This is a genomic window from Collinsella ureilytica (assembly GCF_019795105.1).
Classification (GTDB): Bacteria; Actinomycetota; Coriobacteriia; order Coriobacteriales; family Coriobacteriaceae; genus Collinsella; species Collinsella ureilytica.
In genome coordinates this window covers 34,529-53,977 of the sequence record NZ_JAIMFO010000009.1, presented here as the reverse complement: position 1 = coordinate 53,977, position 19,449 = coordinate 34,529, and the positions used below count along the sequence as shown (strand labels likewise).

Below are 19,449 nucleotides of genomic sequence, written 5' to 3'. Positions count from 1 at the left end.
TGACGGCAAAGCAACTGTCGAGCGCTCATTGCCCACGCGAACTCCAGCCGTTTGACCAGGTATCGTAAGGTCTCCAACCGTGCACCCTACAGAGGCTAACTCGCATGTAAGGAGCAGGTGAGAACACAAACGATGCGCGCGAACTACCATGGAAAGCCCGATCGCTACCGCCCTGAACAGGATGCCGTGCTTGCCCTGAGATCTACCTGAATAGGAAAACCTCCCACTTCTCGATGTCCAAGAAATGGGAGGTGGTTCATTCAGAACCCACAGGGCTCTATCTATATGCAGAGCGAGCGAGACGCGAGTTAGTAACGATCACGTCCACCAAAACCGCCACGGCTGCCACGGTCATCACGACCGCGCCCGCCAAAGCCGCCGCGACCGCCACGATCATCGCGACCCCGACCGCCAAAGCCTCCACGACCTCCGCGATCACGATCACCAAAGCCACCACGGCTCCCACGGTCATCCCGGCCACGTCCGCCGAAGCCACCGCGTCCACCGCGATCATCACGGCTGCGTCCACCAAAGCCGCCACGGCCGCCACGATCTGAGTGACCACCGCGCGAGCCGCCAAAGCCCATGCGAGGTGCCCCGAACTTGCCGTGACTACGGTCGCCATCCTCACGGCGGCCACCACGACCACCGCGACGATCATCCCGATCTCCTCGGCCGCGATCCTCTTCAAGACCCAGCTCAACAAGGGGATTTACAACCTTATCAAGCTGATCGAACAAAGCTTGAAGATCCTCAGCGGAAAGACCTGGTACCAGCGGTTCATCTTTTTTAACAATCTCGCTTGCGCGATCCTCGGCATCCTCAGATGCGAAAACAACAACCTTTCGCATATCGGGCTCCGAAGGCTCGATACGACCCACCAAATCTGCCTGCTCGGCCTGGGCAAGTAGGGCATCCAGCTCACGCAGGCGCATGCCCAAAAGATCAGCCATCTCCTTCTGCTCCATCTTGGGCTTTAAATCGAGAAGCTTAATTGCACGAGTCAACTCATTGACCCTACCTGCCTGCTCCTCAGCAGCACGCTCAAGCGCAATACGACGACGGAACAAAAGATTTTCTGCGCGCTTGATACGGCTGATCAGTTCATCATTCAACTGTTGCTGGGAAGGTAGTGGCTCGATATCTGTTGCTTCGCGAAAATCTGAAGAAGCTTTCTCATCTGAGGCTCCAGCCACCACCGTGCTCGCCTCAATCTCTGCCACAGCATCGGACTGCTCCACCACACCTTCTGATGCAGGTGCCTCCTCATACTCGCTACCCTCTACCAATGTTTTCTCATACTCGGACATCTCGTCCTCCTTCTGCGCCAACTCGGCGCTCACCCAAGCGCTCCCGCGCTTCTTGCTGGGAACTTCAATGATCATCCATGTCATCCCACCTATCCCCTCCCGGGGCATCCCAGCGACCTATCTAGTGTAGGCAGGATGCATGCCACTCAAGCAGGGCAAAGTCCCATACACACGAAAACCCCGCGAGCACAGATGTCTGCAATCTCAGAAGAGCTGTGAAGCTGAGTTCATGCGTGTACCACGATCCTGCCTTTTATGTACCAGGCGATCGAGGGCTTCGTCTAGCAGCAGGAGGACGCACATGAACTAGAGCCTGCCCCCTCCTGACGCGCACTCCACATGCCAGGCCACCCCTGGTCGAGCAGTTCTCCAGGCCGAGACGCTCACCGCTCAGCATATTTCATAAAAGTTCAGATTAAGTTCAATTTAATCTATGCTATGCTCCCCTTATTGAACTTTGAACTTATTTTGAACTTAAGGAGGGTTCGTGGGAAGAGATAACTTTGCCAAGCGTTTGCGCAACGTCATGGATGACCGTGGCATTCGGCAGACTGATCTCATACGCGCCGCTCAAAAGCGTGGAGCGCGTTTGGGGAAAAGCCAGCTGAGCCAGTATGTCAATGGTAGAACCCTACCTCGTCAAGACTCACTTGAGCTACTTGCATCCTTGCTTGGCGTACATGCTGACTGGCTTGCCTGGGGCAAGCTCCCCGAGGCACCGCAAGCGCTACCTATGAGCAGCAACCAGTATGCAGAAAGACCATCGACGCCTAACGCAGCTCGTAGGATGCCCTCAAACGCATCAGGTGCAGTACACCCAGGCCAAGACGTCCCTTCTACAGATGCTGTGCCTGTGTCAACAGCCACCCAAACCTCAGAGCCCACATCGGCTGATACGTTCGACTCCGCTTCCAAACTCACCGCATCAACTGCACATGCTGAAAAACACGTTGCAACTCAACAGGTACCCACCAGCGAAAGGACTCCCGTCATGCGTCACTTCAAGAAATCATCCAAGCTGAATAATGTGTTGTATGACGTCAGAGGCCCGGTTGTTGATGAGGCTGCGCGCATGGAATCTGAAGGAATGCGTATCCTCAAGCTCAATATTGGCAACCCGGCACCCTTCGGCTTTCGTGCTCCCGATGAAGTTGTCCATGACATGCGCCAACAACTCCCCGACGGTGAGGGATATTCAGACTCGCGTGGTCTCTTTTCTGCGCGGAAGGCCATCATGCAGTACTGCCAAATCAGAAATCTGCCCAACGTAACCATGGAGGATATCTATACCGGAAACGGCGTTTCTGAACTCATCAACCTCTGCATGCAGGCAATCTTAGATAACGGAGATGAGATCTTAATCCCAAGCCCTGACTATCCCCTTTGGACGGCATGCGCCACCTTAGCCGGAGGCACTCCGGTGCACTATATTTGCGACGAGCAAGCCGAGTGGAATCCTGATCTGGACGATATTCGCTCAAAGATTAGCCCGCGCACAAAGGCGATTGTTCTTATCAATCCCAATAATCCAACGGGAGCCTTATACCCGCGTGAGGTGTTGGCTGAAATTGTTGAGATTGCCCGTGAGCACCAGCTCATGATTTTGTCTGACGAGATCTATGATCGCCTCATTATGGATGGCTTTGAGCACACCTCCATTGCAAGCATGGCACCGGATCTCTTTTGCATTACCTTTTCTGGCCTTTCAAAAAGCCATATGATTGCTGGCTACCGCATTGGTTGGATGGTACTTTCTGGCAATAAGCGTTGTGCAAAAGACCTCATCGAAGGCATTCATATGCTCGCGAACATGCGGCTTTGTTCCAATGTTCCCGCTCAAGCCATTGTTCAAACGGCGCTTGGAGGCTATCAAAGCGTGCAGCGCTATATCGTGCCCGGTGGACGCGTGCATGACCAGCGAGACCTCGTATACGAAGCACTGAATCAAATTCCTGGCATCTCGGCAGTAAAGCCAAAGGCTGCCTTTTATATCTTCCCAAAGATTGATGTCAAGCGGTTTAACATCACCGATGACGAGCAATTTGCCCTCGATCTCTTGCATGAAAAGCATATTCTTATTGTTCCAGGCAAGGGCTTTAACTGGCATAAGCCCGACCATTTCCGCGTGGTCTATCTGCCGAGACGTCGTGTACTCACCGAATGCATGGAAGATCTGGCCGACTTCATGGAAACGTATCGCCAAGCATAAGCGCATACCTATACGCTAGCTCGCAGCTGAAGGACACGGAGGTGCGTCCTCCGGTCACCTTCATATACCAGGGTCTCTAACAGATCTCTCGTTCAAACACGTGCGCACAGCAAAAGCCGGGTACTCCGCTGAGGAATACCCGGCTCATTCATACCGCAGAACTGGTGAGGAATCACGCTGCTATCGTGATGTGCCCGTCCTATCTATCCGAAAAGATTTCTGCGTGCTGTGCCCTACTTTCTGCCGTGCTTGCGGCGACGATGCAGGGCTGCTGCAAATACCGAGAGTGCAGCGGCTGAAGAGAGAATACCGCCGAGAGCCACTGTGTCTCCGGTCTTAGGCAGTATCCAGCGGAGGCGGCGCTTCTTCTTACGAGCTGGCTCATGGCGATAGACAATGGTAAAGCCAGACTCCATATCTCCGCTTACCCTAACCTCATAGCCTTGAGGGGCGGTGAGGCTCTCTATGCTCCAGATGATCGTTTCACCATGATCATCAAAGGTTGGAAGGTCTTTGAATGAGAAGGCACGTGGGTCTTGAGAGGTGATCGTTTTGATCTGATCGGTTGGAACACCGTTTCTTACCAGCCTCATCTGAACGGAGTCAGGACGGATCTTGTCTTTGTTATCCGCATCGTCCCAAACGATTGAGCCTAAAAGCTCACGTGTGGGATTCACGAGGGTATTCGTGATGGTAAAGCTTGAGCTAGGCACACCTTCGGTGGCAACGGTATAGCTGTGCTTGCCCGCCTTTAAGATACCCTTTTCTACTGCGGATTGTAACTCGAATCGCTCCACCCTTGAGAAGGGGTGGCCATGGGATTTCAAGAGGTACGTGTCAGGCAACGTCCACGCACATTCACCATCATCTACAACGATATACTCCATGATCGCAGTCTCTCTTTGAGGGCTCGAGGCCTCCTCTGTACCGTCTTATCCCTTCCTGACGAGTGGGACTACTCTATTGCAGGCCTTCTGAAAATCATCAATCCTGAAGATGAATCCGGAAATCTTACACCGCATCCCGGACAAGGACGCGATGCTCTTTATAAAATCCTGAAAGAACTCGAGCTTTGCGGCTATCTTATCCGTGAGCGCGAGCGAGGGTCTGCCGGACACCTCGGCAGGACAATTTACACCTTTTTTGATTGCCCGCAGCCTCAGCGCCCCGCAGCAGTGCCCTCTCAGGACACAGATGAAGAAACCGCAGGTAACGCTCCACATCCTGAAAATCCAGATATGGATAAACCAGATCTGGTAAATCCGACACAATTAAATACTAAAGAGAATTAATTACGTAATCAATCAATCACTCATCCCCAGCCTCAGAGCGCTCGCTACCCGTCCTCGCTACCACCTTCACCGGATACTCAAGGCAGCGAGCGCTCTGAGGCTGAGACTGATGATGACGATGGATTGAGTGAATCTGATCAAAAATCATTCGAAAAGCTTTGTGATCTGTCCTTAAAGCCGGTAAAAGCCGGCATGCGAAAACAGACACGAGAAGCGTTAAAGAGGTTATCAAACGCGGTATTTCTGCCGATAGAATCATTGAAGCCTACGAGCACTATGTACGCCTCTATCGCCTCGAAAACAGCTCTCCACACTTCGCACTACAGCTCATTCGCTGGTTCTCAGATCCCAGAGGGCTTGCTTGGTTTTTGACAACAGACGAACCAGCAAAGTCACCTACACCAACCTTCATCAAAGGGTGTACCAGCGGGAAATCAGTTTGGTTGGTTCGTATTAACGGTGACATTTCGCCTTTGAAAGACCGATCCGGAACGACAGTTTCAGCAAGCACTCCACTTGCTGTTGCTCAATCAATTTGGAAAGACACAGTAGAGGAAAGGAAAAGCCGATGAACTATTCCGAGTATGCAGACGAGGTCATGTCGGACGCTGAGGTGTATATCGAGCAGGCGCTTGACCATGATGTTAATCGATCTTGGGATGAAGCGCGCGAAGAGATTCTCGATTCTGTTTCTGGGAACTCTATTATTCTGATTCAATTTTTGATACTGAAAAATACCTTTTTAATGCAGACTTTTTGTCGTGGGAAGAGAAAAACTTCTCTACGCTGCGTAACGCAAAAGTACTTGGTAAAAGCCCTGCTGCAACAGCAACGCTTGCAGGCAGCAACGGCTTAAATGGAGCGGCAAGCGCTCGTACAGGGGAGCAGGCAGCGTACGGATTTGCCTGCTTTAGCGCGACGGGCGACGGGCGACGAGGGTATTATCTCGCTGCGCAACCCCGCAGCCGAGGAGCGCACACTTACTTTCCGTCTTGATTCAGCTATTGGAGCTCGTACAACAGGTTCATATCATGTAGTTCTTGATCATGGCTACACCGAAGGCAATGCGCCTTTGGCGGAACGACCATCCAAGATTAATGCCGGCAGCGAGGTGAGCATGAAGCTCAAGCCCGGCGAAGTGCAGATATGGCATCTGAGCAAAGACGGCGATACCGTCCCACCAAGTCTTACGCGCATGTATTTCAATCGTGAAGCAGTCATACGCGTGCAGGCATCTGAGCACGTAATGGGTGCGAGTTTTGAGGTGCGTGTTGACGGAAAGACGGTGCCGGTCAAAGAGGTCTTGGCATATGCTGATCTTAAAACCTTTGATGTCGTGCTTGCAGATACGCCTCGTGCAGGAGCAACTGTTCGCGTACAGGCTCTCTCGGGAGCGGATTCTGCTGGCAACAGGCTGGGTGGCGCTGTGGAGCGCGTTGCGCACGATAATGGTGTGATTCTCAAAACGAATTCACCTTCCTGCACTGATGAGGTGCAAGAAGGCGTGGTCGGGTCATACGGGTTTAGTGTAGCCGCAACAGTCTCTTCGCCAGCGCCTCATACTGTGTTGGCTCAGCAGGGAGACGAATGGTCCTTGCGCCTTAATGAGGATGCTCACGCTGTTTTTACGGTAAAAGGTGCCTCCGCTATTTCCGATCAGCCGGTTAAAGGCGCAACAAGCATTACCGGGGTTCGTGAAAACAATGGTATGGTGAAGGTGTACGTGCAGGGCAAAATCGCGGGATCAAGCTATGATGTCGCTACACATGAGGCTGAGCTTGTTGCTGCACCGGTGGTTATTTCCTCAGACGCATCGCTTGATAGCGCGTGTGTTTGGGATCGCTCGCTTGCTCACGATGAGGTGCCGATTTCACCACTTGCAGATAGAATTCATGAGCTTGAGGCTATGAAGGGCAGCGTTTCACGAGCATCGTGGACAGCATGTGATGCAGAAGGCGTACTTGCCCGCGCACGTGAGGCGCTTTCAGGTGATGCAGCTGCACAGCAGCGCTCACTCACGGAGCTTGCGAATGCGCTCAATTCACTGGTTCCAGGAACAGATAATGGTGCCTTACAAAATCTCGCACGAAATATAGAACCGACAGCCGGGTGGTTGCCGTCGAGCTCAACCGATCCGTCCTTGGTACTTGATAATGCCTCGCCGTTATCGAAGTCAACTGATGGTGTTTCTACAAACCGTGATTCCTATAGCATCTTTGGCAATGATGACACGCCTCAGCCTGCCTATGAGCAGCTTGATCTTAAAGAGAGCGTTTCGATCGAATCGGTTAAGTTGTGGCGGTACTGGGGTGGATCTCGAATGTATGGTTCCACGGCGCTTGTTATATCCGATACCCCCGATTTTTCTACAAAGACGATTCTGTATTACTCCGGGGATAGCGATGTATTTCAGCTGGGGGAGCAGCCGAGTGAGACTACCTATAGAGAGTCCTCAGATGGCCGCGTGATATATGGGGCAGAAGCTTCAGATAAGCCTGTTCAAGCGCGCTATGTACGACTGTATATGAACGGGTATGAAGGGGCTCCCGGGAAAGAAAATCATGTGATTGAGATTGAAATTATGGGCAAGCATGTAGCTGCGCTTGATGATCCGTATCATCTAGCTCGTCAAACAGCGCGTGTTGCACAGGCAAAAGAGGCTCTAGCTCATCGTGAGCGCTATACCAAAGAAAGCGCAGATCGTCTTGACGTCGCTCTTTCTGCGATGAAAAAGCTTATGGCGCAGATAGAGAAAGAAGCTGCTTTGACGGCAGGTTATACCGTGAGTTTTGGAGCGTATCACAAGACGGTTCAGGATCTTGCCAAAGCACTATGTGCTCTTGAGCAGGTTGCGCCTGTTGAGAAGGTTCAAATTACGCTTGATTTTGGGTATGACGGGCTGACTGATACGGTGGTGATTCCAAAAGATGCGAAGCTTCCTCAACTGGACATTCCCATTCGTGAGGGTTATACCTTTAGCAGATGGGTGTATGCGGATTCTTTGACTGCCGTTGATATGACAGCTCAGGTGAAGGCGAATATGACGCTTGTGGCGCAGTGGAAGGCATCTCATGTTGATGAGGATAAGCCTGAACAACAGCCAAAAGATACAAAAGATGAAAAGCAGCAAGATCATGTAGATCCCGCAAAAGATTCAAAGCAGGCCATATCGGGGTCTGAGGACGGTAAACAGCGGGACAAGCAAGGAGAGACTGAACTTCAACAACAGAGCTTGCAGAAAAGCTCGTCGTCAACCGAGGCTCACAACGTGGATGAGCGAGAAGTGTCTCGGGCACGCTCAAATACAACAAAGGATCATAGGAGCGCTTCTGAAAGCGGTGCAATATCCTCACAGCTATCTCAGGAAGAGTCGGTGTCTACTGAGCATAAACCCTCAGAGAAGCTATCTGGCGGCAAGGCTTCGCCCGTGAAAAAAGAGCCTTCAAAGGCACGCGCTCAAGGGCTTTTAGAGGCGAATTCCACCATGATGATCGTTGGAGCAGGAGTTATTGTCGTGATTGCAGCTGTTATTGCGGCAGTTATTCTGCGCAGACGTAAGACAGCTTAAGAACGTGTGTAAGGAGTTTATGCGGGGCGTGTCTTAGGGCGCAAAAGCTGGTGCCGCGATGCGTGACGACGCACGCTCAGGGGAGTTTAAGCGGTTGACCGTGGTGTTTTTTGATGTCATTGATGTGACGTGATCGGGGCCTACTGTGACCCGTGCCTGTGCTTTTTGGTTTGTTGACGTGCGTGCAGGGGGTTAAGCGACCTATATCTGTGCTTTTTGGCGCTTGATGTTAAAAAGCACAGAAATAGGTGCCTGATAGTTCGAGTAGAGTGTGCTTCTCTTTAGGCGGCATGGCTGCAGGTTCTATACAAGGCGTCACGTTGTGGCGCTTTGGTGCACCTTAGGGAGCCTTAGAGCACGTTGTGGCGCTTTGGTGCACCTTAGGGGACTTTAGGTAGGACACGTTATAGCAGCTGTTAAGGTATCTTGAAACACCTTAGGGAATCTCAAGAGCCTTAGGGCACGTTGTGGCGCCTTGTATCAGCAGCGTTTTCTAAACTGTGTGGGCGTTAAGCCTTTTTCTCTTCGAAACGCTTCGGTAAATGCACCCGGTTTGGCGTAGCCTACCTTTTTGCCGATTTCGGCTATTGAGCAGTCGGTTTCGATAAGCAGGCGTGACGCTTTCTCCATGCGTTCGCGCATAATATAGCCAGATGGTGACATCCCTGTCGTCGCCTTGAAGAGGGTTTTCAACTTTGTTTTCCCTATATAGAGTTGGCGCGCCAGGTGGGCGCACGAGAGATTCTCTTCAAGATGACAGGCAATATACTCGCAGATAAAATCAATAGCTTTGCGATCTTCGCCGGTAACATACATCTCGATGTGATTTTTGGGATAGAGAGAAGAATGTTGCATCACAAGAGCAACTGCTTCTGAAATAACCCCTTCATAGAAGAGCTCTGCAGCTGCGCCTGTGCCTTTGTAATTTCGGGCTTTCCTGAGCAGGTTGATAAGATCCGGCATATCTCGTTTTCCGTCAATTTCCAAAAAGGCCCTTCTTATATCTCCCAGCGTGCCGAATCTGCGTTGTAGATATGTGCGGTAATAATCAGGTGAAAAGGTAATCGAGGTGCCTCTTATCGAGGCGCCTTTGCACGCGTATGCCTGATACTCCTGCCCTTCTCCTCCAAGATATACCGATATCGCCCCGGCGCTCAGTGGGGCTCCTTGCCTCTGCGTTAAACCTGTAATCTTGTCGTAGAACGTTATGCTGAGATGCTCGCTACATCGATACGTCAGCACCCTGTCTTTTGTGAACTTTATCTTGAAGCAATTGATTGCGAAGAGGTTGCCGCGAAAGTAAGACCAGTACTCACCTGTGCCAAATTCGTTTTCGACGGTACGCAAAACTCCATCAGGCCCGTATCCATGCGTCTGTTGGGAGTGTGAGAATCCCCATTTTTGAAACGCGGCGCTGTAAAGGTTTTCTTCCAAGCTCTCCATCTGATTGCTCTCCAGGCGATTTCTTCCGTGTTGAGACGTTTTTTCTCCGTATTGAGCCGCATGTGCAGGTTGAGCGGCTCGCTGAATCCATGTTCAGTCCATTATAGATTAAAGTTTGTAGCTGCTAACTTATAATTGCGGTGTTCAGCTGAGATGCGAAGGGTGTTGCATGTGATGAGTCTTCCCGTGGATTTAATGACGGTGACCTATAGGGAGTCGCAAGGTTGTGCAGAAAGTTCGCGTTGGGTGTCAAGGGTGATTGTCATGACCCGCAATGAGTGCTTTGAGTGATGAGTGGACGCCCGCGATGACCCGCAATGAGTGCTTTGAGTGATGAGTGGACGCCCGCGATGACCTGCAATGAGCGCTTTGAATGATCGGTGCACACGTTATGAATCTATTCGTGATAAAACCAAAAGAGAGGTGAGCTTTATGGGAAAGGCAGTTCCTAAAGATCAAGATGCACGCCCAAGTGCATTTGCAAAGCTGCTCTACTTTATGCGACCCGACAAAGGGAAAATGATAGTTTCTCTCGTTATGGCTTGTATGGGAGAGGCATTTGGCATGGTGCCCTATGTTGTGGTAGCCATGCTGGCAGCCGGGCTCTTGCAAGGCACGCTGACCCTTGAGGCGGCAGCCGAGCTTTCTGTTGTAGCGGCGGTTGCCCAGGTAGTAAAATTCTTTCTCACATGGCGATCTTCTATGATGAGTCACGACATTGCTTTTAGGGCTCTGCGTACAATACGCGATGAGATGGCAGAAAAGATGGCTCGCGTTCCCATGGGAACGATTGTAGATACACCAACAGGAACCTTTAAGAACCGCTTTGTTGACAATGTAAATCAGCTTGAGGATGCTATTGCACATTTCATGCCCGAGCTTCCCAGCAATGTGTTTGCGCCTGTGCTTGCGATGGTGATCGTGTTTGCTGTTGATTGGCGTATGGGGTTGGCAGGTATCGCGACAATTCCACTTGGAGTGTTATTTTACCTTGGCATGATGCGTGGGTACGAAGTGAAAATGGCTCGCTATATTGAAAGCGAACAGAAGATGAACTCAACGCTTGTCGAGTACGTCAATGGTATTCAGGTTATTAAGGCGTTTGGTCGAAGTGCATCTTCATACAGTATGTTTTCCAAAGCCGTTGCCGCCTATCATGATTCGACACTCGATTGGTTCCGCGAGAGCTGGGTGTGGATGGCACTGGTGAAATCGGTTGTGCCGTGCACGCTTTTATTCACCCTTCCTCTTGGGGTTTGGTTGATGTCGGTTGGTGAGATTACCCTGCCGGAATTCATGGTGTGTATCACGATACCCTTAAGCTTCATTGGGGGCGTGTTGAAGTTTGCTCAGGCCGCCAGCCAGATTTCGAGGATGGACGTGTGCCTGAATGTGGTGTGGGACTTCTTAGGACTTCCCGAGCTTGTTCGACCCTCAAAGCGAGTAGAGTTGTCTCGTGAGTCGTTTTCTTTTGAAGATGTATCGTTCTCATATCATGAAGGCCTGGAAGTGCTTCACGGGGTGTCCTTTCGTACAGAACCCGGTACCATGACGGCGATTGTTGGTCCATCAGGCTCAGGAAAATCCACCATTGCGAAACTCATGGCGGGATTTTGGGATGTGAGCTGCGGTACGATTCGCTACGGCGGATATAACGTTCAAGATATTCCCTTTGGACAACTTATGGAGCATGTTTCTTATGTTGCACAGGAAACATTTCTATTTGATATGACAATCGCAGAAAACATTCGTCTCGGTAGGCCACAGGCCACAGATGATGAAGTTAAGCGTGCCGCACGTGCGGCAGGTGCGCATGAGTTTATAGAGTCTTTACCGCAGGGTTATAACACCTTGGCAGGAGAGGCTGGTGCAAAACTCTCCGGTGGAGAGCGACAACGCATCACTATCGCGCGAGCAATCTTAAAAGATGCGGATGTGGTGATTCTCGACGAAGCAACGGCATACGCCGATCCTGAGATTGAGGCAGTGATGGAGCGCGCTATCGAGGAGCTTGTAGCAGGTAAGACGCTTGTGACCATAGCCCATCGGCTTTCAACGGTTATGGGGGCGGATCAGATAATCGTAATGGATGCGGGGCGCGTGGTGGCGTGTGGATCACATGATGAACTTCTCATGTGCTGTCCTTTGTATGCGCGCATGTGGGCGGAGCATACAGCTTCTATCCGCGATGCAGGTAGGGAGGACTAGATGTTGGCGATTATGAAAAGGATCCTTACGTTGGCGGGCAGCTTTTCCGCTTCGTCACGGCGGAGTCTTATCGTTGGAATGGTATGCAACGTTTTCAAGGCGTTTTTCATGGCGGGTATGCTTGCGGCAGTGTGGTGGGTGTTGGAGAATCGTGAGCATCTTGGCTCAGAAATCATACTGCAGTGTCTCGGCATACTTCTTGTGAGCGTTACCGGTCAGTTTGTATTTCAGTATCTTGTTGACATTAAGATGGATGCGGAGGGTTTCCATATATTTCGTGATCTGCGCCTTCGGGTGGGTGACCGCCTGAAGGGAGCTCCTATGGGATATTTTTCCGATCAGCGCCTTTCAGTCATTACAACAACACTCACCACAACTGTTCATCAGCTTGAAGAGTTTATGACCATCTGCTTGACAGGGCTGTCAGCGGGCGTGGCGATGGCAGTCATTATGAGCCTCTATTTTTTGGTGTTTGCACCGCCGGTTGCGTTTATCACATTGAGCGGGATTGCGGTTGGCCTTGTTGTTCTCGAATGGTTGCGCCGGCGGTCAACTCTCGTTACCCGTGAGGTTACAGCTGCTCAGGAGGATATGACCGACGCGATTATCGAATATGCTCGGGGAATGGCAGTGTTGCGTACGTTTGCGACACCCGATGAGGCTTTGGCGGCGGCAAAGGCATCTTTTGAGCGCAAGCGAAAGGCCGATTTCAAACAAGAGCAGGCCGCTCAGGGCGTACTCAAGCTCTATGCACTTGTATTCAATCTTGCCAGCTGCGCAGTCCTGTTTGCTTCATGCTTTTTGTATCTGGGAGGTGCGCTTCCGCTTTCTTGGGCGCTTACGCTGTTGGTTGCAGCTTTTATGATTTACGCCGAGCTCATCATGGCAAACAATAGCGCTTTTCTTACGAAGAAGATTGAGGGAGAGCTTGATCGTATTGATGACGTATGCGCAGTTCCGAAGCAAGATGTAACAGATGCTCCTCTTTGCTGCAAAGGGTTTGATCTTGCGATGGAAGACGTCTCGTTTTCCTACGATGGGAGCCGTTATACGATTGATGACGTAACGCTTACTATTCCGGAAGGCACAACATGTGCGCTTGTGGGGCCAAGCGGTTCAGGTAAGACCACGCTGGTGAATTTACTCGCGCGTTTTTGGGATGTTGACAAGGGGCGTGTTACCGTTGGAGGAGCCGATGTGCGCACGGGAACGGCTGAGAGTCTGCATTCTCATATATCGATGGTTTTTCAAAATGTATACCTGTTCAATGATACGGTAGAGAATAATATCCGTTTTGGAAGACCTGATGCTACGCGTGAGCAGGTTATAGCAGCCGCGAAGCGAGCGCGTTGTCATGACTTTATTATGGAGCTACCGCAGGGTTATGACACTGTTTTAGAAGAGGGAGGCTCGAATCTCTCTGGTGGAGAGCGTCAACGTGTGTCCATTGCACGCGCCATTATGAAAGATGCACCCATTGTGATTCTCGACGAAGCAACGAGCTCGGTCGACCCGGAGAATGAGCATCTTCTTATGGCTGCCCTTGCAGAGCTTACGCAGGGCAAGACTCTGGTAACCATAGCTCATCGGCTTAACACGGTACGTGATGCCGATCAGATACTTGTGATGAACAGTGGGCGAATTGTCCAGCGCGGCACGCACGAGGAGCTCATGTGTGAGGAAGGTATCTACCGCCGCTTTATAGAGGTGCGCCGTGCAGCTGCTGGTTGGAGGTTAGGAAATACATCTATCGGAAAGAGCTGTCAGGTATGATCTTCTGAGAACGGATATATCACGCATTTTATCGATGCGGTTAAAGTATTGTTTTGCAATGTATATATCTGAGCGGTTATGTTTATCGCGGAGCTTGTACGCTGTTTGTTGTGCGTATCGGAGTGTTTTGGTTTTTGCTGGGTGTCTTTCGGCCATCGATCATTCTGAAAAATGTGAGGCTGATTTAGATGAGGACAGGGAAGTATCTCAACGAGAATGAGCGCTATGTAATTGAAATTGAGCTTGCATCGAAAACCTCAATCTCTGAAATTGCTAGGCGTCTTGGGCGGGCGCGTTCAACTATTCAACGTGAGATCAAACATGGACGTGTAAAACAACAAAACGATTTTGGTTATACCCATGTCTATAAAGCTGACTATGCTCAACGCATGGCACGACAGCGCCAAGCAAAAAAGGTACCGGTCTCAAAATTGCTCACGATCACGTGACCGCTGAGGTATTAACAAATCTGATGCGTGAAAACAAATGGTCACCCGCTGCAGCTCTGGGATATGCCAAACGAAACAAGCTAATCAAAACCTGGATGTGTGTTAAAACGCTTTACAACTACATCCATGCTGAGGTGTTAGCGATTAGCTATACCGATTTGTGAATTGTAAAGGGAACTGCTCCACCGCCCTCTTTTGGGCAGTCTAACACGGATTGAGGACAGAAGCGAGTGATTAATGGGGCGGTGGAGCAACCCCGAGGCAACCCAATCGCCTCTTTATGCTCAAAATAGACCCCAACAGACCATCTTTGAGCTATCAGAGCCGAGCGATCTCAACTCTTAACTGATCAGATTCATTATGTCTTTGTTATGCGCTAAGATGTTCACAAGATTAGCTGCATGCCGATTTCGGCTTCAAACATTTCTAGAGCAGGTGCATAGTAGAAAATGCTTCGAGGTAGTTCATTAACCCAGCGAACCGCCCGATCAAAAACTTTTGCTGGTATCTTCCCTAAATCTTTGCCTTTTCTGAGTCCAGCACGCCTCAATAGGCCGTTCGCATTCTCATTTGAGCCCCGTTCGCCTGAGCGGTAGGGATGGGCATAGTACACTTTCGTTCGAGTTCGCGAAGCATCTGCACACGATCGTTCGATGGATTTGAAGTCTGAAAACTCAGATCCATTATCAAACGTGATCGATTTGAAAACATCACTGAAGCGATCCTTAAGCATCGCCTCTAGATTGTCGATTGCGCGCACCACACCTGCTGCATGACGGGTTGGCAACAATGTTGCCACGACATAGCGGGTTTTTCTCTCGAGTAACGTCAAACAAACCGTTCGCGTACCTCGAGTCCCTACTATCAAATCGCCTTCCCAATGCCCAAACTCTGCTCTTGTCCCAACTGATTTTGGACGTTCTTCAATCGAGGTACCTTGGATGTTGTTATGCGAATGACGAAGCACATCAGCATAAGCTTGTCTGCGACGTCTAGGAAGCGGCAAATCGGTATAGCTAATTAAGATTGTAATAAGAACGCATCCACCCGTCGTACTCAACACCATCAGGCAAAATCGTAACCGTACGCATCTTATGCACTTCGGTTCTCTTGTCGTAATTTCCACCGTTGCCTGAATAGTTTCGGTTAGGCAAGAGCGATCCCACATTGAGATTGAATGGGGCACCACCCGTTTTGTATTCCACCGTCATATCCTGATTCTCAGGCTGGTTTGGTTCCAGCACCTGCGGAACAACAGAAACGGAAGTATCGGAAGACCTCGAGTCTCTCCCCGTCATATTTGGAAGCTTAAAGCTCACATACGCTTCCGAGCGATACGTTCCCTTATCGGTAGTAAGGCCTTCTTTATTGAACCGATCCTTCTCGGCCTGCACCAGGTCATAATACTCAGAGCACTGAATACCCTGATTATCTATGATGACTGATGGATCAAAACGAAGCACGAGGCGTGTAAACTCCCGCTCACCCTCTTATACGATCGGGATTGTTTCTCCCATCTGAACATGCTCTTTAATGAGCTTTTCAGACTTATCAGCTCGTACACCAAAAAGACGGGTATTGCCCTCATTAATCACTCGTTTTACAGCAGCAGTCTTGCGAGCTAGTTCCTCTTTAGAAAGCTTATCGGTATAGACATTATCAATTTCATCATCAATTCTAAAGGTCGTATAGGTTATGAGATCACTCTTGAGCTCGGAGTGGATTTCAAATATCTCACCAGCATCTCCACCTTGGTACTTATTCGTAGGTGATGAGCCATTATTTTGATTGCCAATCCGTATCCGTGCTCCCATGCCCGGGTCAGTTAAGTCTTCGGTGAGATTGTAGTAATGTCCATCTTGATAGGAATAGATACTCGAAGAGTTACAGGTGTCTTTACCGTGAACACAGTTCACACTGCTGGTCTTGTTGATAGCAAGCCAGCCATACCGATTGTAGGGTGCCGGGTTAAAGTAAAAGGTCTCTTCGCGCTTCCCCAGCTCAACGCCGCCACTGCCATCCTCATTGCAATTCAGCGTAAGCACAGCTGTAACACGTAAATCTTGCTTGAACGGTGCTCCCTCAAACGAGAGCTCCGTGCCCCGATCGCCATCATTGAGAATCGCTAATATGCGGGTCGCTGCTTTGATGCACTACTGCCAAAAAATGACATAAACGGTTTTCCTATATAGGTAAGACGAGTCGAGCCGTCTGGCAATGTTTCTGACTGGACGCCCTCTTTAAGATTTTTTGCCACCACACCTGGCGGTAACGTCATAACGGTTTTTAGTCTGGTTTCCTTCGACATGCCCCACCCGGAATTTATGCCTGAAATTGGCACGACTGTTGCCGTAAACTGAACGGATGAAGTAATCGGCGACTCAATTGTTGTGGCATTCAAATCGTCAACAACTAAATCAGCTACTCTACGATGCCCGTTCGCGGAGTCTATTGCGGCTTGAGTCGTACCGACCTCCACGCCATCAAGGGCCGCTGTAATCCTATCGCTCGCCAAACTCTTAGCGCCAGAAATGCCTTGCGATACTGAAAATGATTCGTATGTACGCCACTTTGCCGTATACACACGCTCGGTCTTTGCAAGTTCTTTACCAGTGGAGTCATATTGCGCTACTTCCAAAGGAAAGCTCTCGCCAATAGCAGCATAATTTCCATTGATGCGCAGGCTCACAGGATAGGTTGAATGAAATCCTCCGGTAAGAGTCGGGAAATTATAGCGAATATAGGTATGCGTAGCAGTCTGCCCACGTTCGGTTGTACCAACCTGCGAATCAACAAAGGAAATTGAATAGAGCTTAAAGGTTCGAGGCAGCCTAATGATCATATATGCATCGTGCAAAATATAGTCTTTGCCCGAAATATCAAAGTCAACGGCATCGTTAATAGGCTCATAGGTGTAGTAATCGGTTTTGCCGTCCTCTAATTGACCCTTATCATTAATGCTGGCAACCTTAAGGGTAAATCCGGCCACTATCTACTGGATCTTGCTCCTCATCCTTTTCAGAAACAGGACCGGTCAACACAGGTTCTGACCCCTCCTGGCGTGGCTCACGTGCTTGTGTAGCAAGGTCAGGCATGTTCAAGATTGATCTATCCTCTGCCTGTTCTGGTGTAGCAGCATCTTCAGGCGATGGACCGGATGCAGGAGCTTGCTCACTTGGTTGTAGGAGCACCTCAGCATTCAAACCCTGATCAGCTTGGCCAAGGGCAGAGCTCGAAGCATCGAGCTCAGAGACGCTCAGGGCATGGATCACTGCTGTTGTACCTGGGTTGGAAAACGCCAAGGCAAACACGAGTAATGCCGACGTTACACGAGCGAGGATATTCATAAATCGCTGCTCCTTCATATACCTGCCGAGCGGAAAGACTTACCACCGAGCATTCCACCCTATTCGATCCATTTTTATATGAGCCCAGCAGATTAGAGGGTTATTTTTTAGATTAATTTCACAACGTTGTGAAGCGTTTACTTTGCATCCTTACAGCCCGTATACGGTCATATTCAATTCTCGTCCTCGAGGGGTCATCTTACAAGATATAAGGCAGCTATTTTGCACGCCATCACATTCGAATACACGCGTGTGTGCATGCACTCGCTTGAAGAGCGCCTAAGACTCACCGCCCTAAATGACATAGGAATACACCTCAGGCTCTTCTTTTAAGTCCTCAATGGTCATGCTATCCACATACTCAGTAATGATTCGCTCAAGCTCTTCCCACATCTTCAGCGAACTGCCCTCCCGAGAACGCTCCTCTGGATCTGCTGTATCACACAGGCAGGCAACCGGTGCCAAACTTCCCTCAGATGCACGCAAGACCTCGCCAACTGATATGTCTTTTGCAGGCCGTACAAGTCGATAGCCCCCACCCTTGCCCCGCACGCCAGCTACCAAATCAGCTCGCACAAGCATGGCGATAATACTTTCAAGATACTTTTCTGAAATGTTTTGCCGAGTCGCAATCTCTCTTAGAGGCACCCGCGCATTCACACCAAAACTTGCGAGCTCAACCAAGATGCGAATGGCATAGCGCCCTTTTGTTGATACCAGCATCGTGCTTCCTCTCAAGACATACAAACTCAGCGTGAATTCCGCGTTTAGTCGCCAAGCAAAACCTTGACGCCAAGGCTTCGGTCTGGTCTACTGTCTCTACATTATACGTTATACCTATAGGTTGTATAGGTATTTAATTCTCTCACATGTTAGGAGCGACATATGAAGCGCATCTATACTTCGATCGACCAGCTCATCGGCAAGACTCCCCTGCTCGAGCTCACGCATACTCAAGCTACAGAGGGTCTGAGTGCACGGATTCTTGCCAAGCTCGAATATTTCAATCCCGCAGGCTCAGTAAAAGATCGTATTGCTCGCGCCATGCTTGATGATGCCGAAGTAAGAGGCGTGATTAAGCAACATGCCGGATTTACCATCATTGAACCCACCAGCGGAAATACCGGTGTCGGCCTTGCAAGCGTTGCTGCAGCCCGAGGGTATCGCCTCATGATTACCATGCCAGAAACTATGAGCATTGAGCGCAGGCGGCTTATGCGTGCCTATGGTGCAGAGCTTGTCTTAACACCGGGATCCGAAGGCATGAAAGGGGCGATTGCCAAGGCTCAAGAGCTCGCAAAGACTATTGAGAAGAGCTTTATTCCTAGTCAGTTTGAAAATCCTGCTAACCCAAGTGCTCACCTCAGAACCACAGGTCCGGAGATCTGGGAGGATACTGAAGGAGAGGTAGATATCTTTGTTGCAGGTGTCGGCACCGGCGGAACCGTGAGCGGGGTTGGCGCGTATCTCAAAGAGCAAAAACCAGAAGTGCAGATTGTTGCGGTTGAGCCTGCAAGCTCTCCGGTGCTTTCTCAAGGCAAGCCAGGGCCGCACAAAATTCAAGGCATAGGAGCTGGCTTTATACCCGATGTGCTCAATACCAGAATCTATGACGAAGTGATCACTATTACGGATGATGAAGCATTTGAGGCTGGGCGAGCCATGGGGCACCGCGAGGGTGTACTCGTCGGAATTTCATCAGGTGCGGCGATCGCTGCTGCAATTCAGCTTGCAAAGCGCCAAGAAAACGCCGGTAAAACCATCGTTGCCTTGCTTGCTGATACGGGAGAACGCTATCTCTCAACTCCACTTTTTGATGAGTGATCAGTGGGGTATATATGCCATCCGAT

At 50.2% G+C, this 19,449-nt stretch carries 17 protein-coding genes; 8 read left to right on the top strand and 9 right to left on the bottom strand.

Annotated features, from left to right (window positions below):
• Positions 1-308 precede the first annotated feature (308 nt).
• Positions 309-1,394 (bottom strand): winged helix DNA-binding protein, encoded by a 1,086-nt coding sequence (locus K6V98_RS08020; RefSeq protein ID WP_306792860.1) that lies wholly within the window; start codon positions 1,392-1,394, stop codon positions 309-311.
• A 403-nt stretch (positions 1,395-1,797) separates the two neighbouring features.
• Between K6V98_RS08020 and K6V98_RS08015 the strand changes: the two genes are divergently transcribed.
• The gene (locus K6V98_RS08015) at positions 1,798-3,519 is read left to right on the top strand and encodes an aminotransferase class I/II-fold pyridoxal phosphate-dependent enzyme (protein ID WP_371734548.1); all 1,722 of its coding nucleotides are present in this window, start codon (positions 1,798-1,800) and stop codon (positions 3,517-3,519) included.
• Between the two features lie 233 nt (positions 3,520-3,752).
• Here the strand turns inward: K6V98_RS08015 and K6V98_RS08010 are convergent, their stop codons facing one another.
• The gene (locus K6V98_RS08010; RefSeq protein ID WP_222200009.1) at positions 3,753-4,316 is read right to left on the bottom strand and encodes a Cna B-type domain-containing protein; all 564 of its coding nucleotides are present in this window, start codon (positions 4,314-4,316) and stop codon (positions 3,753-3,755) included.
• Positions 4,317-4,334: 18 nt separating this feature from the next.
• Here K6V98_RS08010 and K6V98_RS08005 point away from each other — a divergent pair, with 18 nt between their 5' ends.
• From K6V98_RS08005 to K6V98_RS07995, 3 genes are all read left to right on the top strand, one after another.
• Complete coding sequence (locus K6V98_RS08005; protein ID WP_222200008.1) at positions 4,335-4,811, top strand: helix-turn-helix domain-containing protein; 477 nt, start codon at positions 4,335-4,337, stop codon at positions 4,809-4,811.
• 568 nt (positions 4,812-5,379) lie between these two features.
• A complete protein-coding gene (locus K6V98_RS08000) occupies positions 5,380-5,667 on the top strand; it encodes a hypothetical protein (RefSeq protein WP_222200007.1) in 288 nt (95 codons plus the stop codon).
• A complete protein-coding gene (locus tag K6V98_RS07995) occupies positions 5,668-8,379 on the top strand; it encodes a hypothetical protein (RefSeq protein WP_222200006.1) in 2,712 nt (903 codons plus the stop codon).
• Between the two features lie 480 nt (positions 8,380-8,859).
• Here the strand turns inward: K6V98_RS07995 and K6V98_RS07990 are convergent, their stop codons facing one another.
• On the bottom strand, positions 8,860-9,822 hold the full coding sequence (locus K6V98_RS07990; protein WP_222200005.1) for a helix-turn-helix domain-containing protein: 963 nt from the start codon (positions 9,820-9,822) through the stop codon (positions 8,860-8,862).
• Between the two features lie 432 nt (positions 9,823-10,254).
• Between K6V98_RS07990 and K6V98_RS07985 the strand changes: the two genes are divergently transcribed.
• The 3 genes from K6V98_RS07985 to K6V98_RS07975 all read left to right on the top strand — a co-directional run bounded on the left by K6V98_RS07985 (position 10,255) and on the right by K6V98_RS07975 (position 14,252).
• Positions 10,255-12,030, top strand: a complete 1,776-nt coding sequence (locus K6V98_RS07985; protein ID WP_306792858.1) for an ABC transporter ATP-binding protein — start codon at positions 10,255-10,257, stop codon at positions 12,028-12,030.
• A gap of 108 nt (positions 12,031-12,138) precedes the next feature.
• Positions 12,139-13,803, top strand: a complete 1,665-nt coding sequence (locus K6V98_RS07980) for an ABC transporter ATP-binding protein (protein ID WP_306792857.1) — start codon at positions 12,139-12,141, stop codon at positions 13,801-13,803.
• A 188-nt stretch (positions 13,804-13,991) separates the two neighbouring features.
• Entirely contained in the window at positions 13,992-14,252 is a 261-nt protein-coding gene (locus tag K6V98_RS07975; RefSeq protein ID WP_222200003.1) for a helix-turn-helix domain-containing protein, read from the top strand.
• Between the two features lie 385 nt (positions 14,253-14,637).
• Here the strand turns inward: K6V98_RS07975 and K6V98_RS07970 are convergent, their stop codons facing one another.
• The 6 genes from K6V98_RS07970 to K6V98_RS07945 form a co-directional block, all read right to left on the bottom strand.
• The gene (locus tag K6V98_RS07970) at positions 14,638-15,318 is read right to left on the bottom strand and encodes an IS30 family transposase (RefSeq protein ID WP_222200002.1); all 681 of its coding nucleotides are present in this window, start codon (positions 15,316-15,318) and stop codon (positions 14,638-14,640) included.
• Positions 15,269-15,715 carry a hypothetical protein gene (locus K6V98_RS07965; RefSeq protein ID WP_222200001.1) on the bottom strand — a complete coding sequence of 149 codons (447 nt, stop codon included), beginning with the start codon at positions 15,713-15,715 and terminating at the stop codon, positions 15,269-15,271. The genes K6V98_RS07970 and K6V98_RS07965 overlap by 50 nt, the downstream gene beginning before the upstream one ends.
• Before the next feature lie 27 nt (positions 15,716-15,742).
• A complete protein-coding gene (locus K6V98_RS07960; protein ID WP_222200000.1) occupies positions 15,743-16,297 on the bottom strand; it encodes a hypothetical protein in 555 nt (184 codons plus the stop codon).
• Between the two features lie 80 nt (positions 16,298-16,377).
• Positions 16,378-17,241, bottom strand: a complete 864-nt coding sequence (locus K6V98_RS07955; protein WP_222199999.1) for a hypothetical protein — start codon at positions 17,239-17,241, stop codon at positions 16,378-16,380.
• Positions 17,222-17,599, bottom strand: a complete 378-nt coding sequence (locus K6V98_RS07950) for a hypothetical protein (RefSeq protein WP_222199998.1) — start codon at positions 17,597-17,599, stop codon at positions 17,222-17,224. Before K6V98_RS07950 ends, K6V98_RS07955 begins: the two co-directional genes overlap by 20 nt.
• Positions 17,600-17,893: 294 nt before the next feature.
• Positions 17,894-18,322 (bottom strand): RrF2 family transcriptional regulator, encoded by a 429-nt coding sequence (locus K6V98_RS07945; protein WP_222199997.1) that lies wholly within the window; start codon positions 18,320-18,322, stop codon positions 17,894-17,896.
• 162 nt (positions 18,323-18,484) lie between these two features.
• Between K6V98_RS07945 and cysK the strand changes: the two genes are divergently transcribed.
• Complete coding sequence (gene cysK, locus K6V98_RS07940; protein WP_222199996.1) at positions 18,485-19,423, top strand: cysteine synthase A; 939 nt, start codon at positions 18,485-18,487, stop codon at positions 19,421-19,423.
• Positions 19,424-19,449: the final 26 nt, after the last annotated feature.